Below are 16,283 nucleotides of genomic sequence, written 5' to 3' on the forward strand. Positions count from 1 at the left end.
ATAGAAAAGACCCGCCATGGGCGGGTCTGGGCAGGGTCCGGATCAGGCGCCTCACTCAGAGACAAGGAGCCTAATGCTGAGCCTCAGGTTTGCTCGTTGCTGCCGCTCTGGATGGACGATCGACGCCCGGCGGGTAGCATCCGGGTAACCAGATTGCTGCGCTGACGCCAGGAGGTGAAGACGATGGCCAGCAGGTGCAGACCTATCAGCCCCTGTAGTGCCACCACGCACCACTCATGCCACTCGTCAGCTCCCAGTTCAAATCCCGTCTCGGTATTTTGAAACCAGCCGCTGCCAGCGGTGGCCAGCACAACCAGCCAGAGCGCCCACACGGCCAGCTTGCCGCTACCGTGATGACCCGGTGCCGGAGGCTGCCGCTCACGCATCTCGCGCGCCTGCTGGCGAAAATCCTCACCACTGGGGATGAGGGCACCAAGGCGAGCGTAGCCACGGGCAAAAGTAAGCCCCCAGAGCAGACGCAAGGAGACCAGCCCAATGGCGCCGTAACCCAGCCACTCGTGCCACTCCTCGCCCGCTTCGTTAACCCAGAGGTTGCCGATGCAGACCGCCACCAAGCCCCAGTGGGTCAGGCGAACCAGCGGATCCCAGCGAAAGGACTCACCCTTTTTGCTTGGCATATTTGTGGTACTCCTTCTTCAGGTCGTTGACCTTGGCCAGATGTTCGCGCGCCTTGGCCTCATCACCCGCCTTGAGTGCGGCCAGGCTGGCGTCCAGCTCGGTCTGTACCTCATTCATCCCTTCAAGGAATTTCTCTTTCTTGGCGGCCGGCATGTTCTTCTGCTTGGCCACATCCAGCTGGGCCTTCATCTCGTTGATGTGCTTCTCCATGGTGGCTGCATCATCAGCCTTGACGGCCTGCTTGTAGTTGAAGCCAATCTTCTTCATCGGCTGTTCCAGATCCCCCGCCACAGCAGGCAGGGTCATCAGGCCAAACATCAGGGGCAGCAGCAGGGGGCGGACGGTTTTCAACATGGGATTTCCTTATATAACGACATGCTCGAATTGTTAGGGGTACTTATGAATCCAAACAAGAATTCATCACCAGCATGATGCCATGACTCATGGTGAAACGTTTGTGAAAAATGCTGTTTTTTGTGGCAAATAGTGACAGATATACCGCGCTTGTTTGCGCTTGGTAACTGATTGAACGCTGGTGACGCGCATCATGAGGATGGTTGAAAGCGGTAAACAGCGACAAAAAACCCCGCCGTAGCGGGGTCTGAATCAACTAGCCATTTGCTGGCGTCAGTTACTCCTGTTCGCGAGCAATGGCGCGCCAGCCGATATCCTTGCGGTAGAAGACGCCATCCCACTTGATGCGGCCAGCGAGCTGATAGGCACGCTGCTGAGCCTCTGCAACCGTATGGCCCAGCGCCGTGGCGCACAGTACACGACCGCCAGCGGTCAGGCTGGTATCGCCCTCCAGGCGGGTACCGGCATGGAACACCTTCTCTCCTGCCACTTCATCCACCGGCAAGCCGCTGATGGGGTGATTGGTACTGTAATCGCCGGGATAGCCTCCCGCCGCCAACACCACGCCGATGGCGGCGCGGGGATCATAGATGGCCTCTTTCTGATCCAGCTTGCCTTCGCAAGCGGCCAGGCAGAGCTCCACCAGATCGGATTGCATCCGCAGCATGATGGGCTGGGTCTCGGGATCACCAAAGCGGCAGTTGAACTCGATCACCTTGGGATTGCCTGCACCGTCGATCATCAGACCGGCGTAGAGGAAACCGGTGTAGACGTTGCCCTCGGCCGCCATGCCGCACACGGTCGGCATGATCACCTGCTCCATCACCTTCTGATGTACCTCGGCGGTCACTACAGGCGCCGGGGAATAAGCCCCCATACCGCCGGTGTTGAGGCCGGTATCACCGTCGCCAACCCGCTTGTGATCCTGACTGGTGGCCATCGGCAGCACGTGCTCGCCATCGACCATGACGATGAAGCTCGCCTCTTCCCCCTCCAGAAACTCCTCGATCACCACCCGGGAGCCCGCTTCGCCAAAGGCATTGCCGGAGAGCATGTCGCGCACCGCGTCTTCCGCTTCCTGCAAGGTCATGGCGACAATCACCCCCTTGCCTGCCGCCAGACCATCGGCCTTGATGACGATGGGGGCGCCCTTCTCACGCAAGTAGGCGAGTGCTGGCTCCACTTCGGTGAAGTTCTGGTACTCGGCAGTCGGGATGGCGTGACGAGCCAGGAAATCCTTGGTGAAAGCCTTGGAGCCTTCCAGCTGGGCAGCGGCAGCGGTCGGGCCAAAGATGGGCTGACCGGCAGCGCGGAAGGCATCCACCACCCCTTTCACCAGCGGCGCTTCCGGCCCGACGATGGTGAGGCCGACCTGTTTCTCTTTGGCAAAGGCCAGCAACCCTTCGATATCGGTCGCCTCGATGGCGACGTTCTCGACACCCGGCTCAAGCTGGGTGCCTGCGTTGCCCGGCGCCACAAAAACGTGACGTACCAGTGGGGAGTGTTTGGCCTTCCAGGCCAGGGCGTGTTCGCGGCCACCGTTGCCAATGATCAGTACTTTCATCGTATCGCTCGCTTCTATTTGTGGTCACTGGACGGCCTCTCTGGCCGTCAGCCAGTGGAAATAGTCAGTTGAAAAGAGACAACAAAAGGGCCGCCATCGGCAGCCCCTGACCCATCAATGACGGAAATGGCGCATGTTGGTGAAGACCATGCACATGCCGTGCTCGTCGGCGGCGTCGATCACCTCCTGATCGCGCATCGAGCCACCCGGCTGGATCACGCAAGAGATACCGGCCTGAGCGGCAGCATCGATACCGTCGCGGAACGGGAAGAAGGCATCGGAGGCCATCACGGAGCCCGCCACGGTCAGTCCTTCATCCGCCGCCTTGATACCGGCGATTTTGGCCGAATAAACACGGCTCATCTGGCCTGCGCCGACGCCGATGGTCTGGCCATCTTTGGCGTAGACGATGGCGTTGGATTTGACGAACTTGGCCACTTTCCAGCAGAACAGCAGATCTTGCAGCTCTGCCTCGGTCGGCTGGCGCTTGCTGACCACGGTCAGGTCACCCAGCGTCACCATGCCGAGATCCCGCTCCTGTACCAGCAGGCCACCGTTGACGCGCTTGAGGTCAAACCCTTGCGCCGGAGCCGTCCACTGACCGCATTCGAGCAGACGCACGTTCTGCTTGGCGGCGACCGCATCGCGGGCCTCCTGGCTGACGCTCGGGGCGATGATCACCTCAACAAACTGGCGGGCCACGATGGCTGCCGCAGTGGCGCCATCCAGCTCGCGGTTGAAGGCGATGATGCCGCCGAAGGCAGAGGTGGGGTCGGTCTGGTAAGCGCGATCGTAGGCACTCAGCAGGTCGTTACCGATGGCCACGCCGCAGGGGTTGGCATGCTTGACGATGACGCAGGCCGGCTCGTCGAACTCCTTCACACACTCCAGCGCCGCATCGGTATCGGCGATGTTGTTGTAGGAGAGCGCCTTGCCCTGCAGCTGGATAGCGCTGGAGACAGAACCCGGAGCGGCATGCTCTTCGGCGTAGAAGGCGGCAGCCTGATGGCTGTTTTCGCCGTAACGCATGTCCTGCTTCTTGATGAACTGGCTGTTGAAGGTGCGCGGGAAGCGGGACTCCTCGTCACCCTCCTTGTTGTCGCCATAAGAGGGCACCATGGTGCCGAAGTAGTTGGCGATCATGCCGTCGTAGGCAGCGGTGTGCTCGAAGGCGGCGATGGCCAGGTCGAAACGGGTCGCCAGTTTCAGGCTGTTGCCGTTGGCATCCATTTCGGTGATCACGCGTGCGTAGTCGGCAGCTTTGACGACGATAGCGACATCTTTATGGTTTTTAGCGGCAGAACGCACCATGGTCGGGCCGCCGATGTCGATGTTCTCGACCGCATCGGCTAGGGTGCAGCCCGCTTTGGCCACGGTGGCAGCGAAGGGGTAGAGGTTGACGACAACCATGTCGATGGGGGAGATAGCGTGCTGGGCCATGATGGCGTCATCCTGATCCCGACGGCCGAGGATGCCGCCATGAACCTTGGGATGCAGGGTCTTGACCCGGCCATCCATCATTTCAGGGAAACCCGTGTAGTCAGAGACCTCGGTCACCGGCAGACCCGCCTCGCCAAGCAGCTTGGCGGTACCGCCCGTGGAGAGCAGGGCAACACCACGCTCGTTGAGTGCCTTGGCAAATTCCAGAATGCCAGTTTTGTCAGACACACTCAGCAGTGCACGGCGAATGGGTCGAGCTTGTTCCATCACACTATCGTCCTCAACATAACGGGGACCGTTCCATGGGAGGCGAGGCTCAACACAGAGAGTCCCCAAATAAATGGAAGTGGGGGATTTCGCAAACCACTCTCGCCCCGACATCCGGCAAAAGCGTTTTAGGAAATGCCCGCTTGGTGCGGCGCTCTGTTATGGGCGCGTATTCTACACAAAAAATGTGACCTGTGGTGGATTTTTTGAAACAGCAAAGCCTTATTTGGCGCGGCGTTAAACGTTTTCCACTTGATTTTCTCGAAACGTTTGCACTTTCAGTGTTTTATGGGAAAAAGGGTTGCTAGGAGATGTTTATCTGCCCCTTTTATGCCCTTGGCTGGCAATCCATGGGCAAAGGGGTGATAGTGGATTCCGGTTTTTGTGGCGGCATACATTCAAGGGGAGAGAGAGCATGTATCGGATCGGTGAACTGGCCAAGGCGTGCGGGGTCAAGGCAGATACCCTGCGTTTTTACGAGAAGAACGGGCTTATCTCACCGGGGATCCGCAACGAATCCGGCTACCGCCTCTACAGTGAACAGGACAGGCGGCGGCTGGAGTTCATCATTCGCGCCAAGTCGGTGGGATTCTCGCTGGCCGATATCGGCGAGCTGCTCGACCTCGATACCAACAAGGCCAAAGTCACCTGTCAGGAGGTGAAAGCAGTGGCCGACACCAAGCTGGCCCAGGTGGAGCAGAAGATCATCGAACTGACCCGCTTTCGCGACAACCTGCGCGAGCTCTCCAATATTTGCTGCGGCGGGCCGCGCTCGGCGGAGCACTGCGCCATCCTCGAGACGCTGGAATCTGGCGCCCCGGCCCATCACGAGCATCACAGCCACGACCAGCATGACCCGGTTCACGGCTGACATGGCATGCCTGACTGAGCGTGCCTAGCTCAGAGTGACTGACTCGGCGCGCCCGATGCATTGCTCCGGCGGCGATTTGGTGACAAAATCGCCGCATTTTTAACCTCTTCCGCAATCAAAATTGGGGGCTTTACCAAACGCGAAGTCTCTATAACTAAATTTCACGAGATAAAAAGATGAATTATCAAGCTTATCAGTTGGCTCAGTCTGCAATTGCTGATTTAAAAAGTGCAGTTTATTTAGCCCTTGAGGCGTCAGGGGATGCTGGACTCACGAATGCGGAGCTGGGTCGTTCGTTAGGTATTTATGGCGGGCATGTGGGTCATGAAGGCCACATTTCAAGAACGTTACTGGGGCTATTAGAAAATGAAGGGGTAGTAGTTCAAGTGGCAGACACTAAACGCTGGTTTTTGAAGAAGTATAAGTAGGCAAAACCAATGAGGACTAGTTGTGATTAAGCACAGAAATAAACATATGAATGAAATTCCCGATATCACCTATGCCCATCAGCGCGGCGAGATAAAGGATAACCATCTGCATGCCCTGCTCTCCGATCCCCTGTTTCGCAGCCGGGTCGAGCGCAACAAGAAAGGCAAGGGGAGTTACCAGCGCAAGGCCAAATTTGGCAAGCGGTGGGAGCCCGGCCAACAGCAGATGATCCGCGTCTGCTGCTGAGCGGGTTTCTACCGACCATAAACAATCAGGGCGCCAATGGCGCCCTGATTGTTATCTCGAAACACGGTTCGCCAAAACTGGCTCACGACCTGTCGCGAGAAGCTGTCAGCAAGGTGAAAAGCAGCGCTGGAACCTTGGTCACAGCTTCGCAGCAAGATCGTGAGCCCGTTTTCACTCATCCATAAAGAGTTCGAGCAGCACGTTGAGATAGCGATGGCCGAGAGAAGTGAGCTGCCAGCTATCTCCCAGATCCTCGATAAGCTCCTTGCTCTGTGCGATGGCGAGCACCGTCTCTACCCTTTCCAGCGGCAAGCCGGTATAGGCCTCGAACTCCGCCTTGGGGGCCGGTTCAAACAGGCGGAAGCGGTTCATGAAGTATTCGAGCGGCAGATCGTCTGCCGTCACCTGCCACTGCTCGTCCAGATAGGGGCGACTCTTGTCCAGATACCCTTTCGGATGCTTCACCTTGGCTGTGCGCAGGATCTGCTGATCCGCAAGATCAGTCACCTTGCCATGGGCGCCACAGCCAATCCCCAGATAGTCGCCAAAGCGCCAGTAGTTGAGGTTGTGATGGCACTGGTAGCCCTCTTTGGCGTAAGCCGAAATCTCGTACTGGCGATAACCGCTGGCGGTGAGCATGGCGTGGCCCTGTTCGTAGATATCCCACAGGGTGTCATCTTCCGGCAGCTTGGGTGGTTTGGAGGCAAATGCCGTGTTCGGCTCTATGGTGAGCTGATACCAGGAGAGGTGCGGTGGAGCACAGTCGATAGCCTGCTGCAGGTCATAAAGGGCATCATCCAGACTCTGATCCGGCAGACCGTGCATCAGATCCAGATTGAAGGTGGGCAACTTGATGGCATGGGCCAGTGCAGCGGCCTTGCGCGCCTCTTCCGGGCCGTGAATGCGGCCGAGGCGGGTCAGCTTCTCCTGCTGGAAGCTCTGCACCCCGATGGAGATACGGTTGATGCCGGCGCGCTGGAAACCGGCGAACTTGTCCGCCTCCACCGTGCCCGGATTCGCTTCCATGGTGATCTCGCAATCCGCGGTGAGCGGAATGCGGGCCCGCACCCCGTCCAGCAAGGTTTGCATCGCCTCCACCGTCAACAGGCTGGGAGTGCCACCGCCGATAAAGATCGAGGAGAGCGGCCGTCCCTGCGCCCACTTCAGATCCTGATCCAGATCCTCCAGCAGGGCGGCGACATATTCGAGGTGAGGCAACTCCCCCTTCTGGGCATGGGAGTTGAAGTCACAGTAAGGGCACTTCTGGACGCACCAGGGCACATGAATATAGAGAGAGAGCGGCGGCAGTTGCAGCATGGGGCTTCCAATAAAACGGGGGCTCAAGGCCCCCATTGTAGATGACTATGTGTGATTGACCGTGTGTAACCGACAAGGTGGCGAAGTGACTCAGTGCGCCGCAGCCAGCGCCGCTTTGAGCTTGGCCAGCGCCTGACCGCGATGGCTCAGCTGGTTTTTCAGCTCGGCTGGCATCTGGGCGGCGGTGCAGTCGTGATCCGGCACGAAGAAGACCGGGTCATAGCCGAAACCGTGCTGACCGCGCGGCTCGTCGATGATCATCCCTTCCCAGCTCGCCTGACAGATGATGGGGGTGGGATCGTCAGCATGGCGCAGATAGACCAGCACACACCAGAAGCGGGCGCTCTTCAGATACTCGGGGGCACCTTGCAGCTCACCGAGCAGCTTCTCGATATTGGCCTTGTCGCCGGCACCCACACCAGCAAAGCGGGCGGAGTAAACGCCGGGGCGCCCTTGCAGCAGATCGACTTCCAGACCGGAGTCATCGGCCACGGCGGGCAGACCGGTAATGCGGGCGGCGTGGCGGGCCTTGATGATGGCATTCTCGACGAAGGTGGTGCCGGTCTCATCGGCATCGGAGACCGCAAACTCGCTCTGTGGGATCACCTGGATCTTCATATCGGCCAGCATGGCGGCCAATTCCTTCACCTTTTTCTGGTTACCTGTTGCCAGGACAAGCTTGTTCATCGAGCACCTCCGCAAAAATAATCTGCGCATTCTATGCGGCGCAAGCGTTTAGTAAAAGCGTCAATTACACCCGCTGTGATGGGGTTACGGGGGATTTGCCGCCATCGAATAACCAGCTTTTTAATACATGTTTCCATAATGGAATAACCAAAGTGATTAAATACCATTTCTATTCATTACTGTGAGTCAGTAGACTCGCGCCCCAATTCATTAACCTGGCTGACTAAAGAGGTGACAGATGCCATTGATACTTTTACTCGTACTACTGGTGCTGTTCAGTCCGCTGGCTATCGACATCTACCTGCCCGCCATTCCGCAGATGGCCGAGCAGCTGGGTGCCGAAGTAACCCTGATGCAGGGCACCATCACCTGGTTCCTGTTCAGCATGGGGCTGGGGCAACTGCTTGTTGGCCCGCTGGCCGATCGCTACGGTCGCAAGCCCATCGCACTGGGCGGCGTGCTGCTCTATGGCCTGAGCGCGCTGGGGGCCGGTTTTGCCGCCAGCCTCGGTGAATTGATGCTGGCCCGGGTGCTGCAGGGCTTCGGCGCCTGCGCTACTTCGGTCGCCGCCTTCTCGGTGGTGCGTGACAGCTATGGCCCGAAAAAGAGCGGTCAGATGATCTCCTATCTCAATGGCGCCATCTGCTTTATTCCTGCGCTGGCGCCCCTGCTCGGTGGCTGGCTCACCGCCAAGGCGGGCTGGTCTGCCAACTTCTGGTTTATGGCCGGTTATGCGCTCATCGTCGGCAGCTGGCTGATGTGGCGGATGCCGGAGACCCGCCCGGAGGAGACCCGCAGCGAAGGGGCTCTCATCAGCTGGTCTCGCTACAGCCCGGTGCTGCGCTCCCCCAGCTTCCTGTTCAACGCGGCGCTGTGCATGCTGGCGATGGCGGTGATCCTCGCCTATGTCACCGCCGCACCGGTGCAGCTGATGGTGAAACTGGGGCTGGATATGAGCGGCTTTAGCTACTGGTTTACCGCCAACGCCGCGCTCAACATTCTGGCCTGCTTCATGGCGCCGCGTTTTATCGCCAAGGTAGGGCCAAGACGCACCCTGCGCATCGGCCTGCTGGTGTTGATGCTCTCGGCCATCACCCTGACTTTGGCCATGCACATAGAGCATCCGCTGGCGATGATGGGGCCGGTATTCCTCTCCAGCATCGGCTTTGCCATGATTCTGGGCTCGGCCGCCGGGATGGCGCTGGCACCATTCGGCCACTGCGCCGGTACCGCCGCCGCCCTGCTCGGCCTGTTCCAGATGAGCGGCTCCGGCGCGTTGGTTGGCCTGACCGGCGCCCTGATGCACGACCCGCTGAGCCAGCTGGCGCTGCATATGTGGCTGCTGCTGCCGCCTCTGGTGATGCTGATGACCCGGCGCGGCCGCCGCTTGTGTTTGCAATAAATCCTGTGCTCTGATGGGCACACTCAGGGGGCCATCGGCCCCCTTCTCGTTTGTATCGCCTTTACAACGAATGGCCATCCGGCAGATTGCCTGCGATGGCAACCCCACTCACTCGATGTCAGCGGAGAACTCCCGATGAGCCACACTCTCAACGCAGCCCTGGTGGGCTATGGCTTTGCAGGCAAGACCTTCCACGCCCCCTTCCTCTCCACCACGCCGGGCTTGTCCCTGAGTTGGGTGGTAAGCCGCGATGCCGCCAAGGTGCAGGCCGATCTGCACGGCTGCCGGGTCGGTTCACTGGAGGAGGTGCTGAGCGATGAGACCGTCGATCTGGTGGTGATCGCCACCCCCAACGACACCCATGCCCCCCTCGCCCGCCAGGCGCTGCAGGCAGGCAAACATGTGGTGATCGACAAGCCCTTTGCTCTGGATCTGGCCGAGGCGCAAGCGCTGGTCGAGCTGGCCGAAAAGCAGCAGCGGCTGCTCAGCATCTTCCACAACCGTCGTTGGGACGGGGATTTCCTTACCGTGCGCCGTTTGATTGCCGAGGGGACGCTGGGGCAGATCGCCCAGTTCGAATCCCACTTCGATCGCTATCGCCCAGAAGTGCGCCNGGCGCGAAGCGGGTGGCCCGGGTTCAGGCCTCTGGTTCGATCTCGGCCCCCACGTGCTGGATCAGGCATTGCAGCTGTTCGGCCAGCCGGACTGGTTGCAGGCCGATCTGGCCGAGCAGCGCCCCGGCGCACTGGCGGACGACTACTTCCATGTGGTGCTGGGTTACGGTGCTCTGCGGGTTATTCTGCATGGCAGCTGTCTGGTCTCGGCCACCATGCCGCGCTTTGTCATTCACGGCAGCCAGGGCTCGTTCGTGAAATTCGGTATGGATGTGCAGGAAGATCAGCTCAAGCTGGGCAAGCGGCCACCGGCGGCGGATTGGGGCATGGATAGTGAACCCGGTCAGCTCAGCCGCATTGTCGATGGTCAGTTACAGCAGCAGAGCGTGGTGGGTGAGGCGGGGGATTATGGCGCCTACTATCGCGGTGTCTGCGCCGCCATCAAGGGCGAGGAAAGCAACCCGGTGCCATCAAGTGAAGCGCTGGCGGTAATGGCGCTGCTGGATCTGGCCCGTCAGAGCCACCTTGAGGGAAAACGGCTGCCCTGTCAGAAGCTGTCTGACTAAGGTGCGAGTCATCGGCCGCCCTTGACCAACCTTGACCTTGTTAAACCGCCACAAGATGGCAACAAGGCGGTGTTTTATTGTGCAATTAGTGCCATTTAGCGGCATCTTGTATTGATATCAGTCGTTGCAGTGGAGCTTTTTATCCACGGCACGAAAAAATGTCATTGTGATATCCGTTTTCATCGGTAACTAATGGGGCTATATTGCGCCCGCCTGCTGCCTCCCGGCTTCTTGTTTCAATACCGGGCAACGGTGGGCGCTGTGATGGTTGCACAGACCATCTCTCCATCTTTTTTTGAGGGAATGCACATGAACAAAGTACTGGTAGCCGGTATCCTGGGTCTGATGTTGACTGCTTGCGGTCAGAAAGAAGAAAAAGCTGCCGCTCCTGCTGCTGCTCCGGCCGCCGAAGTTGCTGCCACTGTAGAAAAAGCCGCTAGCGAAGCCACCTCTACCGTAGAGAAGGCCACCTCCGAAGCGACTGCAACCGTAGAAAAAGCTGCTACCGAAGCCGCTACCAAGGTTGAAGCTGCAGTGAGCGATGCCAAGGCCAACTAAGCCTGCACCTCATTCGAAGACGGGTCCGAAGGCAACTTCGGGCCCGTTTTTTTATCTGACGATCAGGGAGCCGGATTAATCAGCGAGGTGAGGATGTGATCCTCCCAGCGGCCATTGATCATCAGATACGCCCGCGCGAATCCCTCCCGCTCGAAGCCGAGCCGCTCCAGCAAGGCGCCACTGCGCTGATTGGCTGGCATATAGCAAGCCATGATGCGATGCAGATCGTGCTCCCGAAACAGGTAGTCGATGGCGGCTGACAGCACCTCTCTCATCACCCCCTGTCCCTGATGCTGCTGGTCGATGGCATAGCCCAGATGACACGCCTTGAAGACCCCCATCAGGATATTGCTGAAGTTGCAGGTAGCGATCACCCGCTCGCCAGCCGGATCGAGGGCCACCAGATTGACGCCGGTGCCGTTGAAGAACTGGCTGTAACTGTCCTGCAGCCGGGCATGCCAGTAAGAGAGGGTGTAAAAGTGCTCGTCCCGAAGCGGCTCCCAGGGGGTGAGATGGTCACGGTTGCGCCGGTAGAAGTCGAGCATCATGGGGGCCTGATCCGGCGACAGTATGGTCAGGTGGGTGCGGGCCGTCTTGATATGTGGCAGCGCCATCAGGACTCCCTCTGTCTTAGCCACTCATCGCGCAGCAGGCTGTAGTGGGCGTGGTCCACAATCCGGTTGCCCAGCCGCTCTGCGCGCCGGGTCACCCCCTCCAGCTGCATCCCGAGCCGCTCACAGACGGCTCTGCTGGGCTCGTTATCGGTGGCGGCGCTGATCTCCACCTTCTCCATCCCCATCTCCTCGAAGGCGTGGTGGATCAGGGCCTGACAGGCACGGGTGATGATACCGTTGCCCTGCCAGCGCTCCGCCAGCCAGTAACCGATGACCACCTTGCCAAGGTCGTGATCGATGCTGTTGTAACCTATGACCCCCACCACCTCCCCCTGATACTCGATGGCAGTGGTGAGCCCCTCGCCCCGGGCGAACTTCTCGATGGCACTGCGAATGAAGAGGGCGCTGTCGACAGGGCGCTGGATCAGTGGCGGCCAGGGTAGCCACTGGGAGAGATACTCCCGGTTGTCATTGCAGAGGGCAAACAGTTCGCTCGCCATATCGGGCTGCAAGAAGAGCAGCGCAAGCTCGTCGTCCAACTGCCATGAAAACATGGGATTCTCCTTTCAAATCAGTGATCAAATAGCGAACCAGCACCCAATGTAGCCAATCGCCACTGGCCGCGCCAGCCACTTTTACGACCCTCCTCCGGCAGCCATCGCAGAGGGTGACAGCGCACGATCTCTCCTCCCTCAAAAGAGGAGGGTGGGTGTCTGAAACCGGATAATGCTCTCCACATGGCGCCGATGAATGCCCACAAACGGCACTTTGGCAGATCCTGCTACCCCTTTGTGCTGCGCTGTCACTTTTGACAGGGGGCACTTTCCCCCACCGGCACTAGCTTCAAAACGCCCGACCTTCGGTCGGTTTATCAACCTCATCGATTTAAGGAAAGAAGAGATGAATAAAATTTATCTGGCCGTTGCGCTGGCCTGCTGGGGAAGCGCCGCACTGGCGGCGCAAGAGGTAGAGATCAACGTAACGGCAAACGGCATCCGGGCCATGACAGGCCTCAGTGCCGCGAGTGGTACCTTGCAGTTGGAAGATGGCGAGTTTCGTCAGGTGCGGGTGGTCAAGCTGCCCAACGGCCAGCAGCGGATCCGCTACGAGCAGGTCTGGAACGGCATCCCGGTAATGGGTCAGGTGGTGGTGGCTGACAAGAGCCTGAACGGCCAGTTGCAACAGGCCAGTGGACGCATGCTGCGCCAGATCGATCAGGATGTGGCAAGCCCGGTCGCCACCCTTTCGCCACAGGATGCCGCCAGCAAGGCCAAGGCGGGCAGCAAGGGGAGCAACGAGCAGATCAAGCTTTACGTGATGCAGGACGAGAACGGTCTGGCCCGACTGGTCTATCAGGTCTCCTTCGTTGCGGAAGGTGACAAGCCAAGCCGCCCCTTCGTCATTCTTGATGCCCAGAGCGGTGAGGAGCTCAAACGCTGGGAGGGGATCAACCACAAGGACGCCACCGGCCCCGGGGGCAACATCAAGACCGGCAAATACTTTTACGGCACCGACTTTGGCCCGCTCATCGTGGATGACAACTGCCGGATGACCAGCCCCAACGTCGATACCATCAACCTCAACCACGCCACCTCAGGCGGTGCCATCCACCAGTTCACCTGCCCGGAGAACCGGGTCAAGGAGATCAACGGCGCCTACTCGCCCCTCAACGACGCCCACTACTTCGGCAACGTGGTGTTCGACATGTACCGCAACTGGTACAACACAGCGCCCCTCACCTTCAAACTGAAGATGCGGGTTCACTACAGCAAGAATTACGAGAACGCCTTCTGGGATGGCAGCCAGATGACCTTCGGTGACGGCGCCACCACCTTCCACCCGCTGGTGAGCCTCGATGTGGCGGCCCACGAGGTGAGCCACGGCTTTACCGAGCAGAACTCCGGATTGGTCTATTCGGGACAATCCGGCGGCATCAACGAGGCCTTCTCCGATATGGCGGGGGAAGCGGCAGAGTTCTACATGAAGGGAAGCAACGACTGGCTGGTCGGCGCCCAGATCTTCAAGGGCAACGGCTCCCTGCGCTACTTCGAGGATCCGACCCGGGATGGCAGATCCATCGGCCATGCGGAGGATTATCAGGAGGGGATGGATGTACACCACAGCTCCGGGGTCTATAACCGCGCCTTCTACCTGCTCGCCACCAGCAGTGGCTGGAACACCCGCAAGGCATTTGAAGTGTTCCTGCTGGCCAACCGCCTCTACTGGGGCGCCAACACCAACTACCAGCAAGGGGCCTGCGGCGTCAGCCGGGCGACCGCCGATCTGGGTTACAGTCAGGCGGATGTGGCACGCGCCTTCCAGACCGTCGGGGTCGATGCCAGCTGCGGCACCACGCCGCCACCAAGCGACAACGTACTGCAAAACGGCGTGCCGGTGAGCAACCTCGCCGCCAGCAAGGGTGGCAAGCTCAACTACACCCTGAACGTACCTGCGGGCACCAGGTCGCTGCAGATCAGCAGCAGTGGCGGCACCGGAGATGCCGACCTCTACGTCCGTTTTGGCAGCGCCCCCACCAGCAGCAGTTACGACTGCCGTCCCTACAAGGGGGGCAATAACGAAAGCTGCTCGTTCATCAATCCCAAGGCGGGCACCTGGCATGTGCAGCTGTCAGGGTTTTCCGCGTTCAGTGGCGTGACCCTCAAGGCCAGCTACTGATCCACCCGGTGCGGGCCTTGTCCCGCATCGCTCTACTCATTGCGCCACCGTTTCGCCAGCGTGCGGGCGGTGGCCAACACGGTTTCCCGGGCCGGATTGGGCCGCTTGCCACCTCGCCACGCCATCATCACATCCCAATGCTCTTGCGGCAGATTGCGCACATCGAGCCTGACCAGCCGCCCCACCTCCAGATCCCGCTTGATGGCCAGCTCCGGCATCAGGGTGATAAACCCGTGTTCCAGCGCCAGATCCCGCGCCGCACTGGCGGGCTGCACCGCATGCAGGGGGCTGGCGGCCCGCCGCAACCGCCGCAACTGCTGGATAAAGACGTCACACCCCGGCCCCCATACCTGAGGCGCCAGCCGCTGGTCGGCAATATCCTCCAGGGTGAGGCCGTGACAACCGGCCAGCGGATGCAATGGCGAGGCGATTGCGATGATGGGAGAGCAGCAGAGCAGCTCCATCTGCAGGCCAGCAACCGGCGGGCGCTTGAGCACAAAGCCGATATCGGCCTCCCCGGTCAGCAGCGACTGCATGATCTCGCCGGAGTGATCCGTGGTGCAGCGGATCTCGAACGGCTCGTCCACCAGCTCCATCAATAGCGAGCCAAACACCACCGAAGTGAGGGATGGCAGGCTGGAGAGACGGATACAAGGCAGCGCTGGCGCCCCCTGCAGTGCCAGTCGCCCTTCGCTCAGAGTGGCCAGCGCCGAGCGGGCGGCAGGGAGAAACTCCTCGCAGGCACGGGTCGGCGTCACCCCGCGCCGATGACGCTGAAACAGCGGCGCTCCGAGGCTCTCCTCCAGCTGGGCAATCCGCTGGCTCACCAGCGGCTGTGACCAGCCACGAATGGCCGCCGCCTGACTGAAGCTGCCCAGCTCGGCCACATCCAGCAGCAGTTGCAGATCGTCCAGATCCATAGACATAAATAATCCTGATATGAAATATAGGTAGTTGTCGTCTACCACTATATCTAAACCCTCTCCAGAATGAAGGTATCTGTGAATGAGAGGGCGTTATGGTCGACAGGGCGAGGTTTTGGGGACGCTGGTTTCTGGCGCTGGATACCACACTGGTGATCCTGGGTTTCTTTGTGGTGATGCCGATGATCAGCCTGCGCTTCGTCGATCAACTCGGCTGGGCGGCCGGTCTGGTGGGGCTGGCCCTCGGCCTGCGCCAGCTGACCCAGCAGGGGCTGGGGATCTTTGGCGGCTCGCTTGCCGACCGCTTCGGCGCCCGCCCGCTCATCGTCACCGGCATGCTGCTGCGGGCCATCGGCTTCGCTACACTGGCCTGGGCCGACAGCGGCGCCATGCTGATCTTCTCCTGCTTCCTCTCCGGACTGGGCGGTTGCCTGTTTGACCCCCCCCGGGCTGCGCTGGTGATCAAATTCACCCGTCCCCATGAACGGGGCCGTTTCATCTCCCTGCTGATGATGCTGGAGAGCGCGGGAGCCGTCACCGGTGCGCTGCTCGGCAGCTGGCTGCTGCGCTTTGACTTCACCTACGTCTGTCTGCTGGGGGCCGGGCTCTTCACCCTGGCGGCTCTATGCAACTGGACCCTGCTGCCCGCCTACCGCCTCTCGGTCAAACCGACCCCGATGCGGGAAGGGTTGGGACAGGTGCTGGCGGATCGCGCCTTCTGCCGACTGGTACTGATCCTGAGCGGCTACTACATGCTGTGGGTACAGGTGATGCTGATTTTCCCCATTCTGGTCAAGCAGCTCTCCGGCACAACCACGGCAGTAGGCTGGATGTACAGCCTGGAAACGGCGCTATCGCTGGCGCTGCTCTACCCTATCGCCCGTTTCAGCGAACGGCGCTATCGCCTCGAGAATCGCCTGCTGGCAGGCATCCTGATGATGACGGTGGGGATAGGTCTGGTCGCTTTCGTCAGCACCCTCTCCGGCATCTTCGTACTGCTGGCCTGCTTCTATCTGGGGATCATCATCTGTGAACCGGCCCGGGAGACCCTGATGACCCGGCTTGCCAACCCCACAGCCCGCGGCAGCTACATGGGCTTCAGCCGCCTCGGACTGG

16 protein-coding genes and 1 pseudogene are annotated in these 16,283 nt (G+C 60.0%); 8 read left to right on the forward strand and 9 right to left on the reverse strand.

Annotated elements, in window-relative coordinates; all coding sequences use genetic code 11:
- Positions 1–83: 83 nt before the first annotated feature.
- From AB5Y85_RS20365 to purH, 4 genes are all read right to left on the reverse strand, one after another.
- Positions 84–638 (reverse strand): cytochrome b/b6 domain-containing protein, encoded by a 555-nt coding sequence (locus tag AB5Y85_RS20365; RefSeq protein ID WP_160880933.1) that lies wholly within the window; start codon positions 636–638, stop codon positions 84–86.
- Positions 619–993 carry a cytochrome b562 gene (locus AB5Y85_RS20370; RefSeq protein ID WP_005349056.1) on the reverse strand — a complete coding sequence of 125 codons (375 nt, stop codon included), beginning with the start codon at positions 991–993 and terminating at the stop codon, positions 619–621. The genes AB5Y85_RS20365 and AB5Y85_RS20370 overlap by 20 nt, the downstream gene beginning before the upstream one ends.
- Positions 994–1,270: 277 nt before the next feature.
- Complete coding sequence (gene purD, locus AB5Y85_RS20375; protein ID WP_160880932.1) at positions 1,271–2,557, reverse strand: phosphoribosylamine--glycine ligase; 1,287 nt, start codon at positions 2,555–2,557, stop codon at positions 1,271–1,273.
- Between the two features lie 114 nt (positions 2,558–2,671).
- Entirely contained in the window at positions 2,672–4,264 is a 1,593-nt protein-coding gene (purH, locus tag AB5Y85_RS20380; RefSeq protein WP_160880931.1) for a bifunctional phosphoribosylaminoimidazolecarboxamide formyltransferase/IMP cyclohydrolase, read from the reverse strand.
- A 415-nt stretch (positions 4,265–4,679) separates the two neighbouring features.
- Here purH and zntR point away from each other — a divergent pair, with 415 nt between their 5' ends.
- The 3 genes from zntR to AB5Y85_RS20395 all read left to right on the forward strand — a co-directional run bounded on the left by zntR (position 4,680) and on the right by AB5Y85_RS20395 (position 5,810).
- Positions 4,680–5,135 carry a Zn(2+)-responsive transcriptional regulator gene (zntR, locus tag AB5Y85_RS20385; protein WP_042053396.1) on the forward strand — a complete coding sequence of 152 codons (456 nt, stop codon included), beginning with the start codon at positions 4,680–4,682 and terminating at the stop codon, positions 5,133–5,135.
- Between the two features lie 176 nt (positions 5,136–5,311).
- Positions 5,312–5,563: a hypothetical protein gene (locus AB5Y85_RS20390; protein ID WP_162628431.1), complete on the forward strand. Its 252-nt coding sequence runs from the start codon at positions 5,312–5,314 to the stop codon at positions 5,561–5,563.
- A gap of 46 nt (positions 5,564–5,609) precedes the next feature.
- Entirely contained in the window at positions 5,610–5,810 is a 201-nt protein-coding gene (locus AB5Y85_RS20395) for an alternative ribosome-rescue factor A (protein ID WP_113740132.1), read from the forward strand.
- A gap of 171 nt (positions 5,811–5,981) precedes the next feature.
- Here AB5Y85_RS20395 and hemW read toward each other — a convergent pair whose 3' ends face one another.
- Entirely contained in the window at positions 5,982–7,127 is a 1,146-nt protein-coding gene (gene hemW / locus AB5Y85_RS20400) for a radical SAM family heme chaperone HemW (protein ID WP_064337307.1), read from the reverse strand.
- A 90-nt stretch (positions 7,128–7,217) separates the two neighbouring features.
- On the reverse strand, positions 7,218–7,814 hold the full coding sequence (gene rdgB / locus AB5Y85_RS20405; protein WP_257686793.1) for an RdgB/HAM1 family non-canonical purine NTP pyrophosphatase: 597 nt from the start codon (positions 7,812–7,814) through the stop codon (positions 7,218–7,220).
- 238 nt (positions 7,815–8,052) lie between these two features.
- Here rdgB and AB5Y85_RS20410 point away from each other — a divergent pair, with 238 nt between their 5' ends.
- The 3 genes and pseudogenes from AB5Y85_RS20410 (at position 8,053) to AB5Y85_RS20420 (ending at position 10,954) form a co-directional block, all read left to right on the forward strand.
- The gene (locus AB5Y85_RS20410; protein ID WP_005340537.1) at positions 8,053–9,216 is read left to right on the forward strand and encodes a multidrug effflux MFS transporter; all 1,164 of its coding nucleotides are present in this window, start codon (positions 8,053–8,055) and stop codon (positions 9,214–9,216) included.
- 135 nt (positions 9,217–9,351) lie between these two features.
- Positions 9,352–10,396, forward strand: a pseudogene (locus tag AB5Y85_RS20415) (oxidoreductase).
- 309 nt (positions 10,397–10,705) lie between these two features.
- Entirely contained in the window at positions 10,706–10,954 is a 249-nt protein-coding gene (locus AB5Y85_RS20420; protein WP_005340533.1) for a hypothetical protein, read from the forward strand.
- A 62-nt stretch (positions 10,955–11,016) separates the two neighbouring features.
- Here the strand turns inward: AB5Y85_RS20420 and rimJ are convergent, their stop codons facing one another.
- Positions 11,017–11,568, reverse strand: a complete 552-nt coding sequence (gene rimJ / locus AB5Y85_RS20425; RefSeq protein ID WP_204480175.1) for a ribosomal protein S5-alanine N-acetyltransferase — start codon at positions 11,566–11,568, stop codon at positions 11,017–11,019.
- Positions 11,568–12,122 (reverse strand): GNAT family N-acetyltransferase, encoded by a 555-nt coding sequence (locus AB5Y85_RS20430; protein WP_005340529.1) that lies wholly within the window; start codon positions 12,120–12,122, stop codon positions 11,568–11,570. Before AB5Y85_RS20430 ends, rimJ begins: the two co-directional genes overlap by 1 nt.
- Positions 12,123–12,468: 346 nt before the next feature.
- Here AB5Y85_RS20430 and AB5Y85_RS20435 point away from each other — a divergent pair, with 346 nt between their 5' ends.
- Positions 12,469–14,244 carry a M4 family metallopeptidase gene (locus AB5Y85_RS20435; protein WP_257686791.1) on the forward strand — a complete coding sequence of 592 codons (1,776 nt, stop codon included), beginning with the start codon at positions 12,469–12,471 and terminating at the stop codon, positions 14,242–14,244.
- Positions 14,245–14,276: 32 nt separating this feature from the next.
- Here the strand turns inward: AB5Y85_RS20435 and AB5Y85_RS20440 are convergent, their stop codons facing one another.
- On the reverse strand, positions 14,277–15,170 hold the full coding sequence (locus AB5Y85_RS20440; RefSeq protein WP_005340524.1) for a LysR family transcriptional regulator: 894 nt from the start codon (positions 15,168–15,170) through the stop codon (positions 14,277–14,279).
- A 92-nt stretch (positions 15,171–15,262) separates the two neighbouring features.
- Between AB5Y85_RS20440 and mdtH the strand changes: the two genes are divergently transcribed.
- Positions 15,263–16,283 (forward strand): multidrug efflux MFS transporter MdtH (mdtH, locus tag AB5Y85_RS20445; RefSeq protein WP_368222067.1); only part of this gene is annotated, 1,021 nt, incomplete at its 3' end.

This window comes from Aeromonas sp. R3-1, assembly GCF_040908345.1.
Lineage (GTDB): Bacteria > Pseudomonadota > Gammaproteobacteria > Enterobacterales > Aeromonadaceae > Aeromonas > Aeromonas veronii.

Excerpts from the sequence above, each read along its gene's own strand:
- rimJ (WP_204480175.1), bottom strand. The coding sequence starts at position 11,568 with ATGGCGCTGCCACATATCAAGACGGCCCGCACCCACCTGACCATACTG.
- AB5Y85_RS20395 (WP_113740132.1), top strand. The coding sequence starts at position 5,610 with ATGAATGAAATTCCCGATATCACCTATGCCCATCAGCGCGGCGAGATA.
- AB5Y85_RS20430 (WP_005340529.1), bottom strand. The coding sequence starts at position 12,122 with ATGTTTTCATGGCAGTTGGACGACGAGCTTGCGCTGCTCTTCTTGCAG.
- purD (WP_160880932.1), bottom strand. The coding sequence starts at position 2,557 with ATGAAAGTACTGATCATTGGCAACGGTGGCCGCGAACACGCCCTGGCC.
- purH (WP_160880931.1), bottom strand. The coding sequence starts at position 4,264 with ATGGAACAAGCTCGACCCATTCGCCGTGCACTGCTGAGTGTGTCTGAC.
- AB5Y85_RS20420 (WP_005340533.1), top strand. The coding sequence starts at position 10,706 with ATGAACAAAGTACTGGTAGCCGGTATCCTGGGTCTGATGTTGACTGCT.
- zntR (WP_042053396.1), top strand. The coding sequence starts at position 4,680 with ATGTATCGGATCGGTGAACTGGCCAAGGCGTGCGGGGTCAAGGCAGAT.
- AB5Y85_RS20370 (WP_005349056.1), bottom strand. The coding sequence starts at position 993 with ATGTTGAAAACCGTCCGCCCCCTGCTGCTGCCCCTGATGTTTGGCCTG.
- AB5Y85_RS20365 (WP_160880933.1), bottom strand. The coding sequence starts at position 638 with ATGCCAAGCAAAAAGGGTGAGTCCTTTCGCTGGGATCCGCTGGTTCGC.
- AB5Y85_RS20390 (WP_162628431.1), top strand. The coding sequence starts at position 5,312 with ATGAATTATCAAGCTTATCAGTTGGCTCAGTCTGCAATTGCTGATTTA.
- hemW (WP_064337307.1), bottom strand. The coding sequence starts at position 7,127 with ATGCTGCAACTGCCGCCGCTCTCTCTCTATATTCATGTGCCCTGGTGC.
- AB5Y85_RS20410 (WP_005340537.1), top strand. The coding sequence starts at position 8,053 with ATGCCATTGATACTTTTACTCGTACTACTGGTGCTGTTCAGTCCGCTG.
- rdgB (WP_257686793.1), bottom strand. The coding sequence starts at position 7,814 with ATGAACAAGCTTGTCCTGGCAACAGGTAACCAGAAAAAGGTGAAGGAA.
- AB5Y85_RS20435 (WP_257686791.1), top strand. The coding sequence starts at position 12,469 with ATGAATAAAATTTATCTGGCCGTTGCGCTGGCCTGCTGGGGAAGCGCC.
- AB5Y85_RS20440 (WP_005340524.1), bottom strand. The coding sequence starts at position 15,170 with ATGTCTATGGATCTGGACGATCTGCAACTGCTGCTGGATGTGGCCGAG.